Source organism: Mesorhizobium norvegicum, from assembly GCF_004919685.1.
GTDB classification, from domain to species: Bacteria; Pseudomonadota; Alphaproteobacteria; order Rhizobiales; family Rhizobiaceae; genus Mesorhizobium; species Mesorhizobium norvegicum.
The window spans coordinates 83,903-106,515 of the sequence record NZ_SMYZ01000019.1 but is presented as its reverse complement, the minus strand read 5'-3'; the positions used below and the strand labels follow the sequence as shown (position 1 = coordinate 106,515).

The 22,613-nt window shown below is 63.3% G+C and carries 16 protein-coding genes; 6 read left to right on the top strand and 10 right to left on the bottom strand.

Going from position 1 to position 22,613, the window contains the following annotated elements; all coding sequences use genetic code 11:
- Window positions 1-1,680, top strand: a complete 1,680-nt coding sequence (locus FCU66_RS07540; RefSeq protein ID WP_136620583.1) for a dipeptide ABC transporter ATP-binding protein — start codon at window positions 1-3, stop codon at window positions 1,678-1,680.
- Between the two features lie 17 nt (window positions 1,681-1,697).
- Here the strand turns inward: FCU66_RS07540 and FCU66_RS07535 are convergent, their stop codons facing one another.
- On the bottom strand, window positions 1,698-2,486 hold the full coding sequence (locus tag FCU66_RS07535) for a 3-hydroxybutyrate dehydrogenase (RefSeq protein ID WP_136620582.1): 789 nt from the start codon (window positions 2,484-2,486) through the stop codon (window positions 1,698-1,700).
- Window positions 2,487-2,706: 220 nt separating this feature from the next.
- On the opposite strand from FCU66_RS07535, the gene FCU66_RS07530 reads away from it, so the two are divergent.
- Together FCU66_RS07530 and FCU66_RS07525 are read left to right on the top strand one after the other, a co-directional pair.
- Window positions 2,707-3,453 carry an acetoacetate decarboxylase gene (locus tag FCU66_RS07530; protein ID WP_136620581.1) on the top strand — a complete coding sequence of 249 codons (747 nt, stop codon included), beginning with the start codon at window positions 2,707-2,709 and terminating at the stop codon, window positions 3,451-3,453.
- An 89-nt stretch (window positions 3,454-3,542) separates the two neighbouring features.
- Window positions 3,543-4,703, top strand: a complete 1,161-nt coding sequence (locus FCU66_RS07525; protein WP_136620580.1) for a patatin-like phospholipase family protein — start codon at window positions 3,543-3,545, stop codon at window positions 4,701-4,703.
- A 427-nt stretch (window positions 4,704-5,130) separates the two neighbouring features.
- Here the strand turns inward: FCU66_RS07525 and FCU66_RS07515 are convergent, their stop codons facing one another.
- The 8 genes from FCU66_RS07515 to FCU66_RS07480 form a co-directional block, all read right to left on the bottom strand.
- Window positions 5,131-6,732: an inorganic phosphate transporter gene (locus FCU66_RS07515; RefSeq protein WP_136620578.1), complete on the bottom strand. Its 1,602-nt coding sequence runs from the start codon at window positions 6,730-6,732 to the stop codon at window positions 5,131-5,133.
- A gap of 101 nt (window positions 6,733-6,833) precedes the next feature.
- Entirely contained in the window at window positions 6,834-7,532 is a 699-nt protein-coding gene (locus tag FCU66_RS07510; RefSeq protein ID WP_136620577.1) for an SDR family oxidoreductase, read from the bottom strand.
- Between the two features lies 1 nt (window position 7,533).
- Window positions 7,534-8,937, bottom strand: coding sequence for a GH1 family beta-glucosidase (locus FCU66_RS07505; RefSeq protein WP_136620576.1), 1,404 nt, complete (start codon window positions 8,935-8,937; stop codon window positions 7,534-7,536).
- A complete protein-coding gene (locus tag FCU66_RS07500) occupies window positions 8,918-10,567 on the bottom strand; it encodes an amino acid ABC transporter permease (protein WP_136620575.1) in 1,650 nt (549 codons plus the stop codon). Before FCU66_RS07500 ends, FCU66_RS07505 begins: the two co-directional genes overlap by 20 nt.
- 59 nt (window positions 10,568-10,626) lie before the next feature.
- Window positions 10,627-11,373: a transporter substrate-binding domain-containing protein gene (locus FCU66_RS07495; protein ID WP_136620574.1), complete on the bottom strand. Its 747-nt coding sequence runs from the start codon at window positions 11,371-11,373 to the stop codon at window positions 10,627-10,629.
- 22 nt (window positions 11,374-11,395) lie between these two features.
- Window positions 11,396-12,466 (bottom strand): LacI family DNA-binding transcriptional regulator, encoded by a 1,071-nt coding sequence (locus tag FCU66_RS07490; RefSeq protein ID WP_136620573.1) that lies wholly within the window; start codon window positions 12,464-12,466, stop codon window positions 11,396-11,398.
- A gap of 229 nt (window positions 12,467-12,695) precedes the next feature.
- The gene (locus FCU66_RS07485) at window positions 12,696-13,703 is read right to left on the bottom strand and encodes an amino acid ABC transporter substrate-binding protein (protein ID WP_136620572.1); all 1,008 of its coding nucleotides are present in this window, start codon (window positions 13,701-13,703) and stop codon (window positions 12,696-12,698) included.
- A 119-nt stretch (window positions 13,704-13,822) separates the two neighbouring features.
- Window positions 13,823-16,879, bottom strand: a complete 3,057-nt coding sequence (locus FCU66_RS07480; RefSeq protein WP_136620571.1) for an aminotransferase class III-fold pyridoxal phosphate-dependent enzyme — start codon at window positions 16,877-16,879, stop codon at window positions 13,823-13,825.
- Between the two features lie 132 nt (window positions 16,880-17,011).
- On the opposite strand from FCU66_RS07480, the gene FCU66_RS07475 reads away from it, so the two are divergent.
- Window positions 17,012-17,452, top strand: coding sequence for an Lrp/AsnC family transcriptional regulator (locus FCU66_RS07475; RefSeq protein WP_136620570.1), 441 nt, complete (start codon window positions 17,012-17,014; stop codon window positions 17,450-17,452).
- Between the two features lie 19 nt (window positions 17,453-17,471).
- On the opposite strand, the gene FCU66_RS07470 is transcribed toward FCU66_RS07475, so the two are convergent.
- Window positions 17,472-18,005, bottom strand: a complete 534-nt coding sequence (locus FCU66_RS07470) for a TetR/AcrR family transcriptional regulator (protein WP_136620569.1) — start codon at window positions 18,003-18,005, stop codon at window positions 17,472-17,474.
- Window positions 18,006-18,150: 145 nt separating this feature from the next.
- Between FCU66_RS07470 and FCU66_RS07465 the strand changes: the two genes are divergently transcribed.
- Window positions 18,151-19,488 (top strand): efflux RND transporter periplasmic adaptor subunit, encoded by a 1,338-nt coding sequence (locus FCU66_RS07465; protein WP_136620568.1) that lies wholly within the window; start codon window positions 18,151-18,153, stop codon window positions 19,486-19,488.
- Entirely contained in the window at window positions 19,485-22,568 is a 3,084-nt protein-coding gene (locus FCU66_RS07460) for an efflux RND transporter permease subunit (protein ID WP_136620567.1), read from the top strand. The genes FCU66_RS07465 and FCU66_RS07460 overlap by 4 nt, the downstream gene beginning before the upstream one ends.
- Window positions 22,569-22,613 lie beyond the last annotated feature (45 nt).

Below are 22,613 nucleotides of genomic sequence, written 5' to 3'. Positions count from 1 at the left end.
ATGAGTGACCTCGTCAGCGTCGAGAACCTCACCATCGACTTTGCCACCAATTTTGGCGACGTCCACGCCCTGCGCGGCGTCAGTTTTTCATTGAAGGCGGGAGAGGTCCTTGGAATCGTCGGTGAATCCGGATCGGGCAAGACGGTGGCCTGCAGAGCCATCCTGAAGCTGATTGCCGGCAACGCGCTGGTGAAGTCGGGCCGGATCATGTTCGAGGGCAGCAATGTCCTCTCCATGAAAGATGTCGAGCTGGGCCAGCTGCGTGGCGGGCAAGCGGCGATGATCTTCCAGAATCCGTCGACGCATCTTGATCCGATCATGACGGTCGGGCGTCAGGTGGGCGAGGCGATGGTGGTCCATCAGGGCATATCCTGGCGGCAGGCCAATGCGCGGGCGATCGGCCTGCTCGAAGATATGCATATCAAGGACGCGCCCAGGCGGGCGGGCGCGTATCCACACGAGCTGTCGGGTGGCATGCGTCAGCGGGTGATGATCGCGGCGGCCCTCGCCTGCGAACCGAAACTGCTGATTGCCGACGAACCTACGACGGCGCTTGATGTCACGGTGCAAGCTCAGATACTCGACCTGCTCCGCGGCATCCGGCGTGAACGCAAGCTGTCGGTCATTCTGGTCTCTCACGACCTTGGCGTGATCGCGGAAATGTGCGACCGCGTCGTCGTCATGAAGGACGGTGCCGTGCTGGAGATCGGGTCGGTCGATCAGATCCTGCGTGACCCCGCCCATGAATACACGAAGCGCCTGATCGCTTCCCAACCCTCGCTGATGACGCCGACCACGCATGCCCGCCCCGTGGCGACGGAACCGCATCTCCTGGTGAAGAACCTGTGCGTGAACTTCTATCCGGGGCAGAGCCTTGCGGCTTGGGCGACGCGTAAGCCGCCGCTGATCGTGCGCGCGGTTGACAATGTTTCGCTGGCACTGCGTCGCGGCGGGGCGCTGGGGATTGTCGGCGAGTCCGGTTCCGGCAAAAGCACCATCGCCCGGGCCATTGCAGGCCTTGTGCAGCCGGAACAAGGAGAGATCGAGGTGGACGGCCAATCGCTCGATCGCGCGCTCAGGCGGCGCCGACCGGAGCAGGTTCGCAAACTGCAGATGGTGTTCCAGGATCCGTTCATGTCACTCAACCCGGCGTTCACGGTTGCACGAACTTTGGCCGAACCCCTGCTGCAACAGAACATTTGCCCGCAAGGAGACATTCCGGCGCGGATCCGCGAGCTGATGGAAAAAGTGGAATTGCCGCGCCAGCTGTTGGACCGACGCACCACGCAACTTTCCGGCGGCCAGCGGCAGCGCGTCGGCATCGCCAGAGCCCTGGCGCTGGAGCCAGAGATTTTAATCGCCGATGAAGTCACCTCTGCTCTGGATGTCACCATCCAGGCCCAGGTCCTTGGACTTTTTGCGCGGCTGCGCCGCGAATTGTCGCTGACGCTGATCCTGATTTCCCACGATTTGGGCGTGGTGCGCTATCTGTGTGAACAGGTTGCGGTCATGCAGCACGGTAAGCTGGTTGAATATGGCAACACGGGAGACGTTCTGGATCGTCCGCAGCAGGCCTATACCCGAGAGTTGATCGCCGCTATCCCGAAACTCTCGCGTCCAACGAGCAGCGGAGTCCAACCCGGAGACACACCACTACTCGCCGCCGGAAGCGAATGCTAAAGCCTTCAGGGCCGGGGCTACTGTGCAGTCCAGCCGCCGTCCATCGGCAAGGTCGTGCCGGTGATCTGCCTGGCTGAGTCCGAGCACAGGAACAGTGTCAGCGCGGCAAGCTCGTCGACGGTGACGAATTCCTTGGTCGGCTGGGCGGCCAGCAGCACATCATGCTTGACCTGTTCCTCGGTCATGCCGCGCGCCTTCATCGTGTCCGGGATCTGCCTTTCGACCAGCGGCGTCCAGACATAGCCCGGCGCGATCGCATTGACCGTGACGCCGTCGAGCGCCGCTTCCAGCGCCACCGTCTTGGTCAGGCCTGATATGCCGTGCTTGGCCGACACATAGGCGGACTTGAACGGCGAGGCGACCAGCGCATGTGCCGAGGCGGTGTTGATGATGCGGCCCCATTTGCGCGCCTTCATGCCGGGCAGTGCCGCCTTGATGGCGTAGAACGCGGCGAGCAGGTTGATGCGGATGATGGCTTCCCATTTGTCGTCGGGAAACTCCTCGATCGGCGCGACATGCTGGATGCCGGCATTGTTGACCAGGATGTCGAGGCTGCCGAACGCTGCCTCGGCCTCGTGCACCATGGCGCTCACCGCCGCGCCGTCCATCATGTTGGCATCGGAGTAGCGGCACTTGACGCCGAAATCCTTCTCGATGCCGGCCCGCTCCTGCTCGATATCAGCCGCATCGCCGAGACCGTTGATGGTGACGTTGGCGCCTTCGGCGGCAAAGGCGCGGGCGATGGCGAGGCCAATGCCACTGGTCGAGCCGGTGACGAGGGCGTTCTTTGAAGACAGGAAACCCATGATGATCTCGCAAGAGGTGGGAGGGAATGAACGGGGCGGCTTGTGCGCCGCACCATGACACTGCCACAGCCATATGTCGTTGCGATTACAGGGTTGCGACGGGGCCGCTGGGGCCGTTGGAAGGGCTGTCAGGCGGCTGACACGGCACTGTCATGGTGCCGTGCAACATAATCCGGAGCGCCTTCGCGCAGTCATTCCTGAACCGAATGGGGCACCCGCCTTGCAGATCGCCGATGTCGTGAAGCGCGCCTATGCGATGCCGCTCACCAACCCCTCCTTCCCGCCCGGGCCGTACCGTTTCTTCAACCGCGAATATGTCATCATCACCTACCGCACGACGCGTGAGGCGCTTGAGGCTGTCGTGCCGGAGCCGCTGGAAATCGACGAGCCGCTGGTCAAGTACGAATTCATCCGCATGCCGGACTCAACCGGCTTCGGCGACTACACCGAGACCGGCCAGGTCATCCCGGTGCGCTACAAGGGCCAGCACGGCGCCTACGTCCATTCGATGTATCTCGACGACGACGCGCCGATCGCCGGCGGCCGCGAACTGTGGGGCTTTCCCAAGAAGCTTGCCAACCCCAAGATCGTCCATGAAGGCGAGGTGATCGTCGGCACGCTGCACTATGGCAGCGTTCTGTGCGCCACCGGCACGATGGGTTACAAGCACAAGGCCGCCGATCACGGCTCTGTCCTCGCTTCGCTGGCGGCGCCCAATTTCCTGATCAAGATCATCCCGCATGTCGACGGCACGCCGCGCATCTGCGAGCTCGTCCGCTACCACCTCACCGACATCACGCTGAAGGAAGCCTGGACAGCGCCCGCCGCACTCGATTTGCGGCCGCACGTCATGGCCGACGTGGCGCGGCTGCCGGTGCTCGACATCGTGTCATCAGTCCATTTCACCGCAGATCTGACGCTTGGCCTGGGCGAGGTGGTTCACGACTATCTCGCCGACCGCGCCTGACCGCATCGCCAAACAGAGCATGATCCCGAAGAGTGGGAACCGGTTTTCGCTAGAGATCATGCTCAAACAAGAAGTCGGAGACCAAAGCCGTGCTTGAACGCAATCGCAAGAAGGAGGCCACCGCCACCATCGCGGAAATCTCGGCGCAGTATGACCGCATCGCGCTGGTGTTTCAGGGTGGCGGCGCGCTCGGCGCCTATCAGGCTGGTGTCTACCAGGCGTTGGCCGACGCCGGCTGCGAGCCGAGCTGGCTTTCCGGCGTGTCGATCGGCGCCATCAATGCGGCGATCATCGCCGGCAATGAATCAAGCCGCCGCCTGCAGCGGCTCGAGCAATTCTGGCAGACGATTTCAGGCCGCAAGATCTGGGCCTATACGCCCGAAGGCGACATCTACCGCGACATCCGCAACCGCACCAGTTCGTGGATGACCATGGTCATGGGGCAACCGGGCTTCTTCAAGCCGCGCAATCCCAATCCGTGGGTGGAGCAGCCGGGCGCCGAGGGCGCCACCAGCTTCTACGACACCGCCGAATTGAAGGAGACGCTGGAAAGCCTGATCGACTTCGACATCTTGAACGACGGCAAGAAGCGGCTGAGCGTCGGCGCGGTCAACGTCCGGACCGGTAACTTCGTCTATTTCGACACCGACAAGGTCCGCATCGAGCCAGAGCACATCATGGCCAGCGGCGCGCTGCCGCCGGCCTTCCCGTCGATCCGCATCGAAGGCGAATACTACTGGGACGGCGGCATCGTCTCCAACACGCCGCTGCAATATCTGCTCGACCAGGAAGAGGACCGTTCTTCGCTGGTCTTCCAGGTCGACCTGTTCAGCGCCCGCGGCGTCCTGCCGCGCAGCATGCCGGACGTGCTGTCGCGCCACAAGGACATCATGTATTCGAGCCGCACGCGGCAGAACACCGACAATTTCAAACGCATCCATGGCCTCAAGATGCGCCTGCTCGATGCGCTGAAGCGGGTGCCGAAGGAGTTGCGGACGCCGGCCGAGGAAGCGCTGATCGAGGATTATTCGGACGCCGGCACCGTCAACATCGTGCACCTGATCTACCAGCACAAAGGCTATGAGGGTCACGCCAAGGACTATGAGTTCTCAGGCACCTCGATGCGCGAGCATTGGGAGACAGGGCTTGAGGACACGCAGCGCACCTTGCGCCATCGCCAATGGCTGACGATGCCGACCAATGTCGACGGCGTCGCCATCCACGACCTGCATCGCGAAGATCCGACCTAACTAGGGCGCTGATTCTCAACGGTTTCCTTCCTGGCCAGAATTTCACCGCCCGTTTTGAGCAGCCATCGCCAACGTTCGAGATTGGCTGCAGCCTCTCCAACGTCGTCATCCACGGGCGAAGCAGGAGCGAAGCTCCGTCGCGGAGACCCGAGGATCCATGCCGTGACCCTGACCGTAGAGTGCAGCGGAAGGGAATTCTGCACCGTTGCAGCGCTCTGAAGTCGCGGCATGGATCCTCGGGTCTGCGCCGCGTCGCTACGCTCCTTGCTCCGCCCGTGGATGACGAAGCGATGGGCGTTTCGCGCCAATGCCCTGGGAGGTTCAACGTTAACATAATGTGCCGACTTGAACACAGTGCTCGCTTAAAGAAAAAAGGGCAGTGCCGGCGACCGGCGCTGCCTTTTATTTGGACGCTTATACGCTCCGCTCAGAACACCTGGCGGAAGATGATGAACAGGACGAAGGCGAGCGTGATCGAGCACGGCAGCGTCAACACCCAGGCAAGCAGCAGGTTGCGCACCGTCGCCCATTGCAGGCCCGAACCGTTCGCCGCCATCGTTCCGGCGACGCCCGACGACAGCACATGGGTTGTCGACACCGGCAGCCCCAGCCGGTCGGCCATGCCGATGGTCACCATGGCCACGAGTTCGGCCGCCGCACCCTGGCCGTAGGTCAGATGGCTTTTGCCGATCTTCTCGCCCACGGTGACGACAATGCGTTTCCAGCCGACCATGGTGCCGAGGCCAAGCGCCAGCGCGACTGCGACCTTCACCCAGATCGGGATGAACTTCGTCGCGTTGTCGACGGCCTTGTGATAGTCGGTGACCGCTTTCAGATCGGCCGCCTCCATCGGCAGCAGCTTCTTCTTGTCGATCAGCTTGAGCGCCTCGCCGATCAGATAGATGTCGTTGCGGGCGTTGCCGACCAGATCGGTCGGCACCGTCTCGACCGAGGCATAGGGCTGCAGGCCCGCCGTCGTGTTGTGGATGTAGGTCTGCAGCGCGATCGTCGTCTGGTCGCTCCAGGTCCTGGTGCGCACGGCGTCCTGGACGGCGGCCTTGGCATCAGTGACGGTGACGCCGGGCTTGGCATATTTGCCCAGTGCCGTTTCGACGCTGACCGAAGCCGACTTGTAGGCTTCGAGATAGTTGATGTCGGGGGTGCGGTTGAGCGCATAGGCCGTCGGCACGACGCCGATCAGGATCAGCATGATCAGGCCCATGCCCTTCTGTCCGTCATTGGAACCATGCGCGAAGCTGACGCCGGTGCAGGTGAAGATCAGCAGGCCACGGATCCACCATGGCGGCGGCGTGTTGCCCTTCGGCGCCTCGTAGAGAGCCGGATTGCGCACCAGCAGCTTCATCACATAGAGCAGGATCGCCGCGGCGAAGAAGCCGATGATCGGCGACACCAGCAAGGTGATGCCGACATTGGTAGCTTGCGACCAGTCGACACCGCTGGTGGCACTGCCGGCAGGCGCCATGAACTGGTTGGCGAGGCCGACGCCGATGATCGAGCCGACCATCGTGTGCGAGCTCGACGCCGGCAGCCCAAGGAACCAGGTGCCGAGATTCCACAGGATCGCCGCGACGAGCAGTGCGAACACCATGGCAAAGCCGGAGGAAGAGCCGACTTGCAGGATCAGCTCCACCGGCAGCAGCGACAGGATGCCGAAGGCGACCGCGCCGCTGGAGGTGAGAACCCCGAGGAAATTGAAGGCGCCCGACCACATGACCGCGAATTCGGCCGGCATCGAGCGTGTGTAGATAACCGTCGCCACCGCATTGGCGGTATCGTGGAAGCCGTTGACGAACTCGAAGCCGAGCGCGATCAGCAAGGCGATGCCGAGCAGGATCCACGGCACGGTCTTGGCCACCGCCAGATCCTGGCTGAGCGCGTAGCCGACATAGACGATGCCGACGAGCACCAGCACGCCGAAGGCGGGCAGGAACCACTTCGCGCTGCCCGATTGATCCAGCGGATGATCCGGTCTCGGAATGCCCCCCTCGCTAGAAACTATGTCCACCATGTCCCACTCCTATTGCATCGCAGCAAAGAACTGAGAAAGACGCTATGTCCGCACGATGAACCCTGTATGACGCCGGCGAACACGGCGGATGTGCCATTCGGCTACCATCGAATATGCATGCCATCGAAAGTCCGGAAGGAGCCACTATCCTTAGGCGTCGCGTCGTCGATGACCGTGCGCAGGCCCCGCGCGCTGTCCTCGACCGCCAGGACCGCCTGTTCGCCCCCCATATCCGTCTTCATCCAGCCCGGATGCAGCGACAACACCGTTATCCTGTCGACGCGCAAATCCTGCGCCAGCTGGGCGCAGACCATGTTGAGCGCTGCCTTCGAGCAGCGGTAGGCATAGTCGTCGTCGTAGTCGTCGAGCAGCCCCTCCGCCATCGAGCCGGCGCGGCTGCCGATGTTGGCGATGATCCGCATGCGCCCCGCAACCAGGTTCGGGCGCACTGCCCTCGCCAGCAACAGTGGGCCGAGCGTGTTCGTCCGCATAACCCTCAGGAATTCATCCGGGGCGAAACCGTGCAGGCCACTGATTTCGCTGCGGATGGCGGCGTTGTTGACAAGCACGTCCAGCGGCCTGCCGGCGAGACGCGTGGCAAGGTCGAAGATGGAAGCCGGATCGGCGACATCGAGTGGCTGGAACTCGATTCTGCCTTCGAACCCTTGGGCCGGATGGGTGCGCCCGCAAGCGATCACGCGCCAGCCATCTTCGGCGTATTGCCGCGCCAGCTCGCGGCCGAGCCCGCGCCCGGCGCCGGTTATGAGGACCGTGCGGTCGCCTTGCCCGTCTCTGGCCAAATCAAGCGCTCTTCGCGACGGGCGCGGTCTCCTGCCGGGCGATCATGGCGTAGACGCCGCCGGAATATTTGATGTGGCGTTGCTGTGTGGCGAAATCGACATGGGTGATGCCGAAGGGCGTGGTATAGCCATAGGCCCACTCGAAATTGTCGGTCAGCGTCCAGGCGAAATAGCCGCGCACCGGCAAACCCTCGGCCGCCGCCTTGGCCACCTGCTCGAGGTGATCGACGTAGTAGGCAGCGCGCAGATCGTCCCAGACACAACCGTCTTCACCAACGGTCTCCGGCATCGTGGCGACGCCGTTCTCGGAAATGTAGATCGCCGGCGGTGCGTAGCGGTCATTCACATAGTGCAGGATGTCATACATGCAGCGTGGCCAGATCTCGTAGTCGACCGCGGAATAAATGCCTTCCGGTTGCACCCGGCGGTAGCTGAGCGGCGCCAGTTCATCACCCGCCGCGATCACCGAGCGGCGGTAGATGTTGATGCCCAGATAGTCTACCGGCGCGGCGATGATCTCGTTGTCCTGCGCCTGGATCGGCGGCAGCAGATCGCCGTAGAGCGCCAGCATGTCCTGCGGATATGCGCCCTTGAAGACGGCATCGAGAAACCAGCGGTTCTGGGCGCCATCGAAGCGCTGTGCCGCCGCGACATCGCGTGGGTCGTCGGTGGCGGCCTCCGTGACATTGAGATCGAACACGATGCCGACGCAAGCGTCCGCCACCTCGGCCCGGATAGCCGGAACAGCCAGGCCATGCCCCAGCAGGGCATGATGGCTGGCGGTCACCCCGCCTTTCACACCGTCCCGCAATCCCGGCGCATCCTCACCGGTCGCGTGTCCCGACCAGCAGAACGTCCAGGGCTCGTTGAGCGTCGTCCATCTCTTGACGCGATCACCGTAGCTGCGGGCGGCAAGCCGGGCATAATCGGCAAAGGCGATGGCCGTTTCCCGGCTGTACCAGCCGCCACGGTCTTGCAGCGCCTGCGGAAGATCCCAGTGATAGAGCGTTGCATAGGGCTCGATACCGGCTTGAAGCAGGTCGTCGATCAGCCGGTCGTAGAAGGCGATACCCCTAGCGTTGGCCTCGCCACGACCTTCGGGAAGAAGCCGTGTCCATGCGAGGGAAAAGCGGTAGGCACCAAGGCCGAGCGCCTTGAGCACGGCGATATCCTCCTTCCAGCGATGATAGTGGTCACAGGCGACATCGCCGCTCGAACCGTCCACGATCACGCCGGGAACGCGGCAGAACCGGTCCCAGATGCTTTCGCCTTTGCCATCCGCGTCATGCGCGCCCTCTATCTGATAGGCTGCCGTCGCGGCGCCGAACACGAAGCCGTGCGGAAAGACCAGTCCGGAGGCGCGGGCTTCGAGGGTCCGGCGTGCGTTATCGATGCTTGATGTCATATTTTCTCTCGATGGTGCTGACGAGGCTTGCCGCGGCCAGCGTCAGGAAAATGTAGAAGATGGCGGCTGAGTTGTAGGGCGCGAACGGCAGGAAACTTGCCGACTGGAATTCCCGCATACGCTGCGTGATGTCGCGGATCGACAGGATCGACAGCAGCGACGTGTCCTTGAGGATTGCGATCAGTTCGTTGCCAAGCGGTGGGATGATGATGCGGAAGGCCTGCGGCAGCACAACCAGCCGGGCGGTACGCCAGCCGTTCAGACCAAGGCTGTGCGCGGCCTCAATCTGGCCGGCGGGAATTGCGTTGATGCCGGACCGGAATATCTCGGCCAGATAGGCCGAATAGGCGAGCGCCATGGCGGCAATGCCGCGCACCAGGTTCGGCGGATCGACCACGCCCTGGGTCGCATCCTTGAGCGCTCCAGCGAGCGGCAGGCCGACATAGAGCACGATAACCAGCATCGGGATGCCGCGGATCGTATCGACGATGAACTCCGACCCGATCGAGAGCGGATGCCTGCGGTGGATATGGCCGCCGAAGGTCAGCAGGCCAAGCACGATCGCCAGCGCGGCGAGCGTGATGCCGAACGCCCTGTCGCGATCGTTCAACGCCTCCGTCTGCCACAGCACCGGCAAGCTGGCCGGCGCTGTGGCCGCCGGGACAAGCGCTGCGCTGACGCCGGGGATCTTGCCGATCGCATCGATCGCTTCCGGCGCGCCGCGAGAGGTGCGCAGCGGCACCTCGCTGTCGGGGCCGCCGGGAAATTGCCCGTAGCGGACGGCGTCAAGTATGCCGGACGGCGTGCCGGGCGTGACCGCGACCTTCCCGGCGAGAGAACCCACGAGCACGAAGCTTTCGCGCGGCTGAAGCAGGAACCACGCGGCGGCGCAGATCATGAGGATGGTTGCCACGATGCAGATCAGGTCCGCCCGCCAGCTGTATTTGAGCTTGAGGAGCCCGACCCAGAGCAGTCCCATCATGGCCGCCAGCATATAGGCCGCGACGGCCGCGCGGATCGTCGTGGCAACCCCCGCCGCGAATGCGATATGCGCGAAAAGCAGGATGAAGACCAAGCCGGCGCCGTTCACCGCCGCCAGCACGAGGCGGCTAAAACGGTGCGTCGCGTTACCGGTCCCGTTGCGGGCGGCGATGAAGAACGCACCGAGGATCACGACCGTCAGACCGAGATAGGTTCGCAACAGGAGTGCGGCCTGGCCGCGCACCATGAGGTCGGCGGCATCCGTCAATCGCCGCGGCGTAACGCCTTGAACCACCAGATCGGAGGTGAACGGATCGACGGCGTTCGCCACGACCGATGCCACAAAGGGATAGACCAGGCCGGTTGTCGCAAGTAGCACCGCGATGGCAAGATTGATCCCGGCGGCAATCGTCGCAAGCCGAGGCGATCTGGACGAAGCGCGCGAGAACACGAACACGGCAAGGCCGGCGGAAAAGGCGACAGCCAGCGTCAGGAAGCCGGGCACGAAGGCCGACGAGCCGTTCTCCACGCCGAGGATGGCGCGAAGCGAGCGCTGGTAGTTTACCGACGAAGCAAAGAGATAGACGATGAACGGCAATGCCGCGACGATGATCAGATTGCTCGGCCGCAGGCGCATCAGAAACTGCATCCGGTCCCGTCCTCCCCCAACGACAGCTCCGGCGCCAGGCGCCGGAGCCTTTCAAGCAGCTATTTTGCGCCCCAGTATTTGGCGATCAGCACGTCGAGGCTGCCGTCGGCTTTGATCGCCTTCAGCCCTTCATTGAAGGCGGCGACATTCTCGTCACCCTTGCGGAAGACCAACCCCAGCGGATCGGACTGGAGATCCCGGATCGGCACGACCAGCTCACCCGCGAACTCCTTCTCATAGGCGGCGGCATTGGCGCCGTTGATCACAACGCCGTCTACGTCCTTGTTCTTCAGCGCGATGACGGAAGCCGCGAAACTGTCATACGCGACGACATTGTCCTTGCCGACGATGCTTTCGGCGACCTGTGCGTCGGTGGTGTTAGCCTGCGCCGAGAGCTTCTTGCCTTTCGCCTTGAAGTCATCGAGGGACAGGCCCTCGTCTTCCACGCGCATGAGGACAGCCTGGCTGTTGACGATGTAGGGGTCCGAGAAATCCATGGCTTTCTTGCGTTCGTCGGTGATAGACACGCCGGAGGCGACCAGGTCGAAACTGCCTTGGTCGAGAGCCGCGAAGATGCCGTCCCAGCCGGTGGTGACGAATTCAGCCTTGCAGTTGATCTTGCCGCAGACCGCCTTGATCACATCGACGTCGAAGCCGACGATCTGGCCGGTCGCCGTGTCGACGCTTTCCATCGGCGGCGATGTGGTGTCGGAACCCACCTTCAGCACCTTGCCGCCGAGGTCGGCGGCGCCGGCGGCACCGGCCGTCAACAGCGCCAGTGCAAGTCCGATCAAAATCTTCTTCATGCTCTTTCCTCCCATGTCATGATTAACGGCGGCTTCGCCCGCCGAGATTGTCCGGCTGCCGGCCGATGAGCTCGGGTCTCGAGACCATGGCGAGCTTGGCCGGGTCCTCGCCCGCCATGCGCCTCAGCAGGAACTCGCCCAGCTTGCGGCCGAGAAGTTCGATTGGCTGGTAGAACGTCGTGATCGGCGGGGTGAAGTAGGCGCTGACATTGATGTCGTCATAGGCGATGACATCGACATCCACCCCGACGCGCCGGTCAAGGCTACCCAGCGTCGACAGGACGCCCAGGGTGGTGGATTCGTTGACGCACACCAAAGCCGTGGGCGGACTGGGCAAGCCAAGAAGCCTGAGCGCACTGTCACGGCCGAAGCGGGTGGACAGATCGCCGCCAGCCACAAGGTCCGTCGATGCGGCAAGCCCCGCCTCGTCAAAGGCACGCGAAAATCCGTCGATCCTGTCGAGGGCGTAGGAAAGACGGCGATCGGCGTTGATCAGGGCGATACGTCTATGTCCGCCCGCGATCAGCCGCGCGGTGGCGGTGAACGCCGCCCACTCATTGTCGACATCGACATGGGCATAGATGAGGGGCTTGCGGCAACGGCCGAGCGACACGAATGGAAAATCGCTTTCGACCAGCATATCGATACGAGGATCGTCGGCCTGCACGCCGGAAAAGATCAGCCCGTCGGCCGCGCTCTGGTCGACGATGCGGCGGGCTGTGTCGAAGGCGTCGCCGAAATCCCGGAAGCCGTGTACGGACAGTTGATAGTCGCTGCCTTCCAGCGCCTGGCTTATGCCGCTCAGGATCTGCGTGTATTCGACGCCGTCCCATTCATAGCCGGCCGCGGACGTTATCGGCATCAGCACCGCCGCCCGATAGGTCTTGCCCGTCCTGAGCGCCATGCCTCGCGCGTTCGCCTGATACCCCAGTTCCCGCGCCGCGGCGACGATAGCGTCCCTTGTGGGCTGCGCGACGACCGGCGACCCCCGCAGAGCCTTGGAAATGGTGGCGATTGAATAACCGGTATGGGCCGCCAACGTCTTGATCGTCGGCGAAAGCTCTCGGCGTTCGGATCTTTCGGTCTCTGCCATGGACGATTCCATCCTGATCTCAGGATTCGTATCATCGGATAAAAACGTTTTCAACAAAAATAAAAACGTTTTTATTAGCTCTTTCGAGCACGAATGAGGTGATGCGTGCGAGGCCGCACATCACCACCTCATTTTAACAGGCCAGATTAACAGGCCAGACATCGCCGGGCGCGGAAGCCCAAGGGCACCACGCTTCGGCAACTCCGGTTAGTCGTTCCGCTTTCTGGTCTCAGCGCGCGGGTGGCGCGTACATCAGGCCGCCGGCGTTCCACAGCGCATTGATGCCGCGCGCTATTTTCAGCTGGCTGGACTGGCCGAGATTGCGCTCGAACATCTCGCCATAATTGCCGACTTTGGCGACGATGTTGTAGGCGAAGGCAGGCTCGAGCCCAAGCTGCTGGCCATTGTCCCCGTCAACACCGAGGAAGCGGCGGATCGTCGGATTCTGCGACTTCAGCGAGGCTTCCGCATTGGCCTGGGTGATGCCTTCCTCTTCCGCCTCGATCAGCGAGAACAGCGTCCAGCGCACGATGTCGAACCACTTGTCGTCACCCTTGCGAACGGCCGGGCCGAGCGGTTCCTTCGAGATGATCTCGGGCAGCACGGTGAAAGCCGCAGGGTCGGTCAGTTTCAGGCGCTGCGCATAAAGCGCCGATGCGTCCGTGGTGTAGACATCGCAGCGGCCGCTATCGAACGCCTTGATGATGCTGTCGGCGGAATCGATGACGACCGCCTCGTACTTCATCTTGTTGGCGGTGAAATAGTCGGCGACATTCTGCTCGGTCGTCGTGCCCTGCTCCGCGCAGACCGTGGCTCCCGACAGCTTCAGCGCGCTGTCGACGCCGAGGTTCTTGTGCACCATGAAACCCTGGCCGTCATAATAGGCGGCGCCGACGAAGTGGATGCCCATGCCGGTGTCGCGCGACAACGTCCAGGTCGACTGCCGCGACAAGATATCGACGGTACCGGCCTGCAGCGCGGTGAAGCGTTCCTTGGTCGACAGCGCCACATAGCTCACCTTGTCGGGGTCGCCGAAAACCGCGGCCGAGACAGCGCGGCAGAAATCGATGTCAAAGCCGCCCCATTTTCCCTGGTCGTCTGGTGACGAAAAACCGGCGACGCCCTGGCTGACGCCGCACAGGATCGAGCCCCTCTGCTTGACGATGTCGAATGTGTCCGCTTTCGCCGACATCGTGGCCGATGCGAGCAAGAGCGCGGTGATCAATGCATGTCTCATGGTTTCCTCCCTTGATGAGGCAAAGCCTCTCCTGCCGCCGGCACATGGAGCGCCGGAAGTTCGTGAAAATCGCTGTCCGTGAACCCGTCCGCGCGCCGCCTGGGCGTGCGGGATCTGCCCTACGTCCCTTCCGCCAGAACCGCCGCCAGCGTCTCGTCGACAACGCCAACCAGATGATCGGCATTGGCCCGGCTGAAGATCATCGGCGGGCGCATCTTCAGCACATTGTCGTGCGGCCCTTCGGTGCCGATCAGCACCCCGCGTGCCCTGACCCCGTCATTGACGCGGCGGGCAAGTGCCGTCGCCGGCGCCTTGCTGTTGCGGTCCTCGACCAGTTCGATGCCGAGGAAGAGCCCTTGGCCGCGCACATCGCCGATCATATCGTAGCGGGCCTGCAAGGCCTTGAACCGCGCTATGAGATAGCCGCCGATCTCCACCGCATTGCGCCTGAGGCCGTCGCGCTCGATGACGTCGAGCACCGCGAGCCCGGCCGCGCAGGACACCGGATTGCCGCCGAACGTGTTGAAATACTCCATGCCGTTGTTGAACGAAGCGGCAATCTCGGTGGTCGTCACCACGGCCGCCATCGGATGGCCGTTGCCGATCGGCTTGCCCATGGTGACGATGTCGGGTGTCACCCCTTGCGTCTCGAAAGCCCACCAATGGCTGCCGACGCGGCCAAAGCCGACCTGCACCTCGTCGGCCGCACAGATGCCGCCGGCGGCGCGCACCATCGCGTAGACTTCCGCGAGATAGCCGTCCGGCAGGAACACCTGGCCGGCAACGCTGGGGATCGATTCCGCCAGGAACAGGCCAGGCGCGCGACCCTCTCTGGCCATATCAGCGATCTGCTCGGCGACGCTTTCGGCAAAGCGCCTTGCATGCTCGTCAACAGGCCATTCGGCCGGGGCATGGTAGCTGTCGGGAATGGTCGCCTCGAACACATGCGGCGGGCGCCCCTTGCCGCCCTTGCGCTTGTACTTGTAAGGGCTGAGGTCGATCAGTTCCTGCGTCGTGCCGTGATAGCCCCAGTCGAGCACGATCGCCTCGCTGCGGCCGGTATGGGTTCGTGCCATGCGCAGCATCAGGCTGTTGGCCTCGCTGCCCGAACAGGCGAAGGACGCCACCGACAGGCCCGCGGGCAAGGTCGCGGTCAGCCGTTCCGCGTAGGTCACGATGGCGTCGTGCAGATAGCGCGTGTTGGTGTTGAGCTTTGCCGCCTGTCTGGCGATCGCCTCGACCACGTCGGGATGGGCATGGCCGAGGTGGCAGACATTGTTGAAGCAATCGAGATAGGCGCGGCCAGTGTCGTCGATCAGCCAAACGCCTTCGCCGCGCACGAACTTGATCGGCTCGGAATAGGAGATCGAGAGATTGGGCAGCAGCGACGCCTTACGCGCGGCAACGATCTGCGGACGCGAACGACCGCTTTGCCGGAAGGTTTCGGGCGGAATGCCGGCCAGATCGGCAGCGTCCGGAAACAGCTCTTGCCAGACTGAGAGATAGCGTTCTTCGCCGACGCCGAGGATGTCGCGTGCGGCGAGGCTTGTATCCGTCGATATCTGGAAATGCAGATGCGGCGCCCAGCCGCCATTTTCTGCTGGTGATCCCATCTCGCCGACAAGCGCGCCGGCTTGCAGGTGGTCGCCGGCCTTCAGCCGCCGTCCTGCCTCATGCGCCATATGCCCCCACAGGGTGATGAAGGGCGGGCACCCCGGCGGCGCATGCTCCAGCGCCACCAGGCAGCCATAGCCGAGCGGATCCTCTTCGATCTCGACGCTTCTGACGGTTGCGGCCAGGGGCGTATAGAGTCGCGTGCCCACCGGCATGAAAAGATCGAGGCCCAGATGATTGGCGCGGCGCGCGCCTTCGACGAAACGCGAGCGGAAGATGTCGCTGGTGTAAACCGTGCGCGCCTCGCCCCACGGGCCGATGCCGAGCGCAATGCCATGCTCGGCGCAATAGGCATCCCACCATGCGGTCGCCTTGTCGGGTTGCTGCGCGGCCGATGTCACCGTCATCGGATTTTGCGGATCGCCATAAGGCACCAGCGCCTTGGCAAGCGTCGCCGGATGGCGGTCGAGAATGGGCGCAAGCTGCGCGCGGTTCGCTGTGATCCAGTGCGTGACAGCGCGCGCTCCGGGCGCGGCCTCGAAGCCGCAGGCATGGCGCAGGATCGCCGTCGCGAAGCGCCGGTTCATCGTTCCCAGGCGTCGCAGCAGGCGCCAGGCCGGCGCTTCCGAGATCGACAGATAGGGATTGTCGGTGGTCCGCTCCTTGCGCGCCGCCGACAGCGTCACCGAGGTGACGAGACGCATCGCAATGAGGTCGAAGAGCAGATCGAGCTCCTCTTCGCGCAGCGGATACTCGGCATGAAACCCGGCGGCAAGACGGGCGGCAGCGCCGATCGGATCCTCGGCATCGAGGATGGCATAGGCACAGGCGACGGCAACCTCGGCGATCAACACGCTGTGCAAGGCATCGCCGAAATCGATCAGTCCGGCGACGCGCTCGGGCATTTCCGGGTCGACGAGCACATTCCAGTCATTGGCGTCGTTGTGGATCACCTGCGCCCGCAGCGCCGGCAGCCGGGGCGCGATCGCGGCATCGAAATGATCGAGGAACCGTTCCAGCAAGGCGCGATCCTGGTGGTCGTCGATGTAGTGAAGGCGTTGCCGCGCAGCACCGGCCCGGCGAATGTCCCAGTCGAACGTGCGCAGCGCACCGGGGTGGATGAAGCCCTGCAGGGCGCGGTCCAACCGGCCGAGCGCGCCACCGAGGCTCTCAAGCAACGCCGGAGTGGACGGGCTCTCGGCCAGCGGCCGGCCGGCAAGCCACGACACCAGCCGCACGGCATGGTCTTCGCCGCCGGCGCCGGTGGCATGAGCGAGCGATGTTCCCTGCACCGTCATCCTGAGGCGCGGTACGGCGAGATGAGGGCTGTTGCGCTCGAGGTGGTCGAACAGTGCCGTCTGGAATTCGCTCTCGCGGAGCGGCTCGCTGGCGTTGACGATCTTGAGGATCCACAGCGAACGGTCGGGGGCGGTCAGCTTGAAATTCTGGTCGCGCTCGCTGTCCAGCGGCGTGACGCTGCCGGCAATGCCGAAATGCCGTGCGGCGATATCGATGGCCTCGCTTTGCGAGAACTGAGGCGCTGGGTGGGAAACATTGGTCATCGGCAATCCACATCTGCTTTCTCAAAGCTTGGCATGGGCTTAAAAATCGGGCATCCGGCAAAGCGTCGGTTACGCCGTCACAATGACTGCATTGGCCGGCACATTAACGGAAGCGGGTAGGAGCGCGATGTGATGAGGGAACTGGACGCCAAGGACAGGGACATTCTCGGCATCCTGTCGAAGGAGGCCCGCATCCCGCTGAAGACGCTTGCGGGGCGCATCGGCCTGTCGCGCAGCGCGACGAGTGAGCGGGTGGCCTCACTGGAAAAAAGCGGCGTCATCCGTGGCTATCGCGCCGATATCGGTCAGATGGACAAGGGGCTGATCTGCGCCTTCCTGCTTGTCACACTGATACGCACGCCATCGATCGGCATTCTCGACCAGCTGGCGCGCTATCCGGAAGTCCGGCGGGTGTCATCGGTCAGCGGCCAGCTCGATCTCATCGTCGAGGTCGAGGTGCCATCCATCGACAGGCTGAACACGCTTCGCGATCTGATCGCCAGTCATGGCGGTGTCGAGGACCTGACAACCGCGATCGTCCTGCGCCGCGACATCGAGCGCGCCGTGGATTGAGCGCTTCGATCAGGCGCGCCTATTTGGCAATCTCAAGCAGGGACGATACCAGCAGCTCTCGCTCGTCTTTCGACAGGACATCCGCATCGAAGAGGTTCATGCTGCGCAATCCCTCGATGGCGAGGTAGCAGACCAATAGCGATTTGAGGTCCGGCGTCTCGCCCTTCAGCCTCTCGAAAAGCTGCCGCTTGAATGTCTTTATCGGCGTCATGAAATCGGGATCCTCGGCGATCGCCGAGAAGATCCAGGACGCGGACGGCTGCTTCTCCTCGCAATCATTGGCCGACAGCCTGATGTAGACGGCGAGCGGATTTTCGTCCTTGTCGTTCGTGCGGGCGGTTTCCAGCGCGTTCTCGAACTCGCGCAGGTAGCCTTCGACCAAACCCTGCATCAATTTGGCCTTGGTCGGGAAATTATAGAGCAGCCCGCCCTTCGATACGCCGGCGCGGCTGGCGACCGCTTCCAGCGACAGGCTGCCGGGCCCGGATTCCCGTGCGACATCGGCCGCCGCTGCGAGAATTTTCTCGCGCGAGTTCGTTCGTTGGGCTCTCATGGCGCCTCCCTTCGCAAGCTTAGGCCCAATTGACAAGACCGTCCAGACGGTACAGTAAGACCGCCACTATTTGAAATCGGGACCCGCAGTCGATATGTGTCCCGATGTCCGCGCTTCGCGCCGGATTTCGACTGAGGGGACTTCCTTGTTCAAGCGCATACTCCGTATCTTCATCATCGTTCTGGTTCTGGCTGTGCTCGTCGTCGTGGTCGGCGGTATCGTCGGCTTCAACTTCCTGCGCGACAACGGCATCAAGCAGTATTTCGCATCGATGAAGCCGCCGGCGGCAACCGTGTCGACGACCATCGCCAAGCCTTCGACCTGGACGCCTGGCGTCGAGGCGATCGGTACGGTCAAGGCCGTGCGCGGTGTTGACCTGACGGTTGAGACCACCGGCATCGTCAAGGACATCCTTTTCCATGCCAACCAGAAAGTGGCCGACAATGCGGTTCTGCTGCAGCTCGACGACGCCGTCGAGCGCGCCGATCTCGACGCGCAGAAAGCGCAGGCCGCGCTCGATCAGGCATCGCTGGCCCGCGCCATCGAACTGACGAGGCGTGGCGTCGGCTCCGACTCGACGCTGGACACGGCGCGTGCGGCCGCCTCGGCCTCTGCGTCTCAGGTCACCAAGCTGCAGGCCGTGCTCGAACAGAAGCAGCTGACGGCACCTTTCGGCGGCACGGTGGGCATTCCGAAAATCGATATCGGCCAATATCTGGCGCCCGGCACCGCAGTGGTGACGCTGCAGGATCTCGACACGATGCGGGTCGATTTCTCGGTTCCCGAACAGCAACTCGCGCTGCTCAAGATCGGCCAGACGGTTCGGTTGGGCTTCGGTGGTGAGGACCGGCCGTTTGCCGGCGCCATTCGCGGCATCGACCCGAAGATCGACTCGTCCAGCCGGCTGGTGAACATCAGGGCGGAAGTCGCCAATCCCGACGGCAAGCTGACCCCTGGTCAGTTCGTGCAGGTACGTGTCGAACTGCCCGAAGAGCAGAACGTGCTGACGCTGCCGCAGACGGCACTGACGACCAGCCTCTATGGCGACTACATCTTCGTGGTGCAGCCGGCGAAGCCCGCCGAGGCGGCCCCGGCGCAGGCAGCCAAGCCGGGAGAAAAACCCGCTGCCGCAGCCGCCGACAAGCCGGCTGACGCCAAACCGGCGGACGCCAAGCCGGCCGGTGCCATGAAGCCGGCGACTGATGCAGCCAAGCCAGCCGCCGATGCGGCAAAGCCGGCGGACAAGGCTGCCGATCCGGCCAAGCCGGCGGCGGAAGGTGACAAGCCTGCGCTGGTGCTGTCGCAGGTGTTCGTCAAGCCAGGCCGCCGCAATCAAGGCATGGTCGAGATCGTCGAGGGGCTGAAGGCCGGCGACGAGGTCGTCACCGCCGGTCAGAACCGCCTCTTCAACGGCATGTCCGTCGCTGTAGACAACACCATCGACCCGACCAAATCGGCGAACAAGCAGGCCGACCAGCAATGAGCTTTTCCGATCTCTTCATTCGCCGGCCCGTCCTTTCGACGGTCCTTGCCTGCATGATCCTGCTCCTGGGTTTCCAGGGCATCTTCAACCTGTCGATCCGGCAGTATCCGAAGGTCGACGAAACGGCGATCACCATCACGACGGCCTATCCAGGCGCCAGCGCCGATCTGATCCAGGGCTTCATTTCCGCCCCGATCGCCCGCGCCGTCGCCTCGACCGAGAACATCGACTACGTCACCTCGTCCAGCCGTCCGTCGTCCAGCACCGTGACGGTGCAGATGAAGCTCGGTTCCAACCCCGACGTCGCGCTGACTGAAGTGCTGTCCAAGGTCCAGGGCGTGCGCGGCACCTTGCCGGACGCCTCCAAGGACCCCGTCATCGTCAAGGGTACCGGTCAGCAGTTCGCGATGATGTACATCTCGATGCAGAATCCGAACATGACGAAGGAGCAGCTGACGGAGTATATCGAGCGCGTCATCAGGCCGCGCATGTCGACGGTCGAAGGCGTCGCCGACGTGCAGATCTTCGGCGCCCAGGAATACTCGATGCGCGTCTGGATCGATCCGATCAAGCTTGCCGCGCGCGGCGTGACGGCCTCCGAAGTGCTGACGGCGATCAACAATTCCAACTTCCTGTCGGCGCCCGGCAACACCCAGAACGAGTATGTCGTCTCGTCGATCGCCGTGCGCTCGACATTGCAGACGCCGGAGGCGTTCGCCGAACTGCCGCTGCGCTCGACCGACGGCAATGTGGTGCGGTTGCGCGACGTGGCTCGCGTCGAACTCGCTGCCGAGAACACCGACACCAGGGTCAGCTTCAACGGCAAGCCCGGCACCTTCCTCGCTATCTTCCCGACACCGGCAGCCAATCCGCTGACCACGGCGGCCGCACTCACCAAGCTGGTGCCGCAGATTCAGGAGACGCTGCCGAAGGGCATGACGATCGAGGTCGTCTACGACGCGACCGGGCAGATCAGCGCCTCGATCGAAGAGGTGTTCAAGACCATCGCCGAGGCGGTTGCCATCGTCGTCGTCGTCATCCTTTTGTTCCTTGGCTCTTTCCGTTCGGTGATGATGCCGATCGTCACCATCCCGCTGTCGCTGATCGGCGTCTGTTTCCTTTTGTTTGCTGTCGGCTATTCGATCAACCTCCTGTCGCTGCTGGCCATGGTGCTGGCGATCGGCCTGGTCGTCGACGACGCCATCGTGGTGGTGGAGAACATCCATCGCCATATGGAAGAAGACCACATGTCGCCGATGCAGGCCGCGTTCAGCGGTATGCGCGAAATAGCGTCGGCCATCGTTGCCATGACCATGACGCTTGCCGCCGTGTTCGCGCCGCTGGCCTTCACCGGCGGCCTGACCGGCGCGCTGTTTCGTGAATTCGCGGTTACGCTCGCCGGCTCGGTGGTGTTGTCGGGCGTCATCGCCATCACCATCACCCCGATGATGTCGGCACGCCTCCTGAAGTCCGGCACGCCGGGCCGTTTCCAGCGCATTGTCGACGGCGCCTTCGCGCGCGTCGAGCATGTCTATGAGCGCGCCGTCACCGGGTCGCTGAACTATCGCCCCTTGACGCTGATCATCGTGCTTGCGCTTGTCGGCGTCACCGGCTTCATGTTCACCAAGACCTCGAGCGAACTGGCGCCGGAAGAGGATCAGGGCTTTCTGCTCTCGATTGTGACAGGGCCACGTTATGCGACCTCCGATTACACCGAGACATACGTCAACCAGATTCTCGGTCTGGTGAAGGATATTCCCGAAACAAGAGCGCAGTTCTCGGCGGTCGCCTTCGGCGGCACGACAAACAGCGCCTTCGTCGGCTTTGCCTTCAAGGACTGGGCGGAACGCAAGCGCAATTCGAAGGAACTGCAGGCCGACATTACGGCCCGTATCGCCAAAGTGGCCGGTGTCGAGGCCTTCGTCTTCGCGCCGCCGACGCTGCCGGGCTCCGGTGGCGGCCTGCCCATTTCCATGGTGGTGCGATCGACCGGCGCTTCCTCGGAAGTGTACGAGGTGGCCGAGCAGATCAAGAACAAGGCGCAAGCCTCCGGCCGCTTCATCGTCGTGCAGAATTCGATGGCCTATGATGCACCGGAGGTGACGGTGACCATCGATCGTGACCGCGCCGCGGCGCTGAATCTGCCGATCGCCGATATCGGCCGCACGCTGACCTTGCTTGTCGGCGGCGCCGAAGTGGCGCAGTTCGACCGCGACTCCAACAGCTACGACATCATCCCGCAGGTGCCGCAGGAATTTCGCGACAACCCCGGCAAGCTCGGCGAATACTTCGTGCGCAGCGTGACGGGCGAGATGGTGCCGCTGTCGGCGGTGGTCAAGATTTCGACCAATGCGGCGCCGGCGGCAATCGAGCAGTTCAACCAGCTGAATTCGTCGACGATTTCGGCGCTTCCGCTGCCCGGCGTCACCACCGGCGACGGGCTGAAGGCGCTGGAGGACATCGCCAAGGAGAGCCTGCCCGACACCTTCTTCGTCGACTATTCCGGTCAATCGCGACAGGAAAAGGAGCAGGGCAACACCATCCTGATCGCTTTCGCGGCGGCCGTTGTCGTCATCTATCTGGTGCTGGCAGCGCAGTTTGAAAGTTTCCGCGACCCGCTGATCATCATGATGGCGGTGCCGCTGTCCATCTTCGGCGCGATCGTGCCGCTCAATCTGGGCCTCGGCACGCTCAACATCTACACACAGGTCGGCCTGATCACACTGATCGGTCTGATCACCAAGCACGGCATCCTGCTGGTCGAGTTCGCCAACCAGCAGCGTGAAAAGCATGGCATGCGGCGGCGCGACGCCATCATCGCCTCGGCCAAGGTGCGCCTGCGGCCGATCCTGATGACGACGGCGGCGATGGCGCTTGGCGTGGTGCCGCTGATCACGTCCAGCGGCGCGGGTGCCGCGGCCCGCTATTCGATGGGCCTGGTTATCTTCACCGGCATCCTGGTCGGAACCATGTTCACGCTCTTCGTCGTGCCCATGTTCTACACCTTCATCGCCAGCAAGGACCTGCCTCATTTGGCCGAGAAGCCGGATCCCAAGCTGATGCCGGCACTGCCGAGCTAGAGCAATTCCAGGAAAAGTGTGTAACGGTTTTCCATCCGGAATTGC

Coding starts and splice junctions, on each gene's coding strand:
- FCU66_RS07495 (WP_136620574.1), bottom strand. CDS start 11,373: ATGAAGAAGATTTTGATCGGACTTGCACTGGCGCTGTTGACGGCCGGT.
- FCU66_RS07490 (WP_136620573.1), bottom strand. CDS start 12,466: ATGGCAGAGACCGAAAGATCCGAACGCCGAGAGCTTTCGCCGACGATC.
- FCU66_RS07480 (WP_136620571.1), bottom strand. CDS start 16,879: ATGACCAATGTTTCCCACCCAGCGCCTCAGTTCTCGCAAAGCGAGGCC.
- FCU66_RS07485 (WP_136620572.1), bottom strand. CDS start 13,703: ATGAGACATGCATTGATCACCGCGCTCTTGCTCGCATCGGCCACGATG.
- FCU66_RS07535 (WP_136620582.1), bottom strand. CDS start 2,486: ATGGGTTTCCTGTCTTCAAAGAACGCCCTCGTCACCGGCTCGACCAGT.
- FCU66_RS07515 (WP_136620578.1), bottom strand. CDS start 6,732: ATGGTGGACATAGTTTCTAGCGAGGGGGGCATTCCGAGACCGGATCAT.
- FCU66_RS07540 (WP_136620583.1), top strand. CDS start 1: ATGAGTGACCTCGTCAGCGTCGAGAACCTCACCATCGACTTTGCCACC.
- FCU66_RS07500 (WP_136620575.1), bottom strand. CDS start 10,567: ATGCAGTTTCTGATGCGCCTGCGGCCGAGCAATCTGATCATCGTCGCG.
- FCU66_RS07505 (WP_136620576.1), bottom strand. CDS start 8,937: ATGACATCAAGCATCGATAACGCACGCCGGACCCTCGAAGCCCGCGCC.
- FCU66_RS07475 (WP_136620570.1), top strand. CDS start 17,012: ATGAGGGAACTGGACGCCAAGGACAGGGACATTCTCGGCATCCTGTCG.
- FCU66_RS07470 (WP_136620569.1), bottom strand. CDS start 18,005: ATGAGAGCCCAACGAACGAACTCGCGCGAGAAAATTCTCGCAGCGGCG.
- FCU66_RS07460 (WP_136620567.1), top strand. CDS start 19,485: ATGAGCTTTTCCGATCTCTTCATTCGCCGGCCCGTCCTTTCGACGGTC.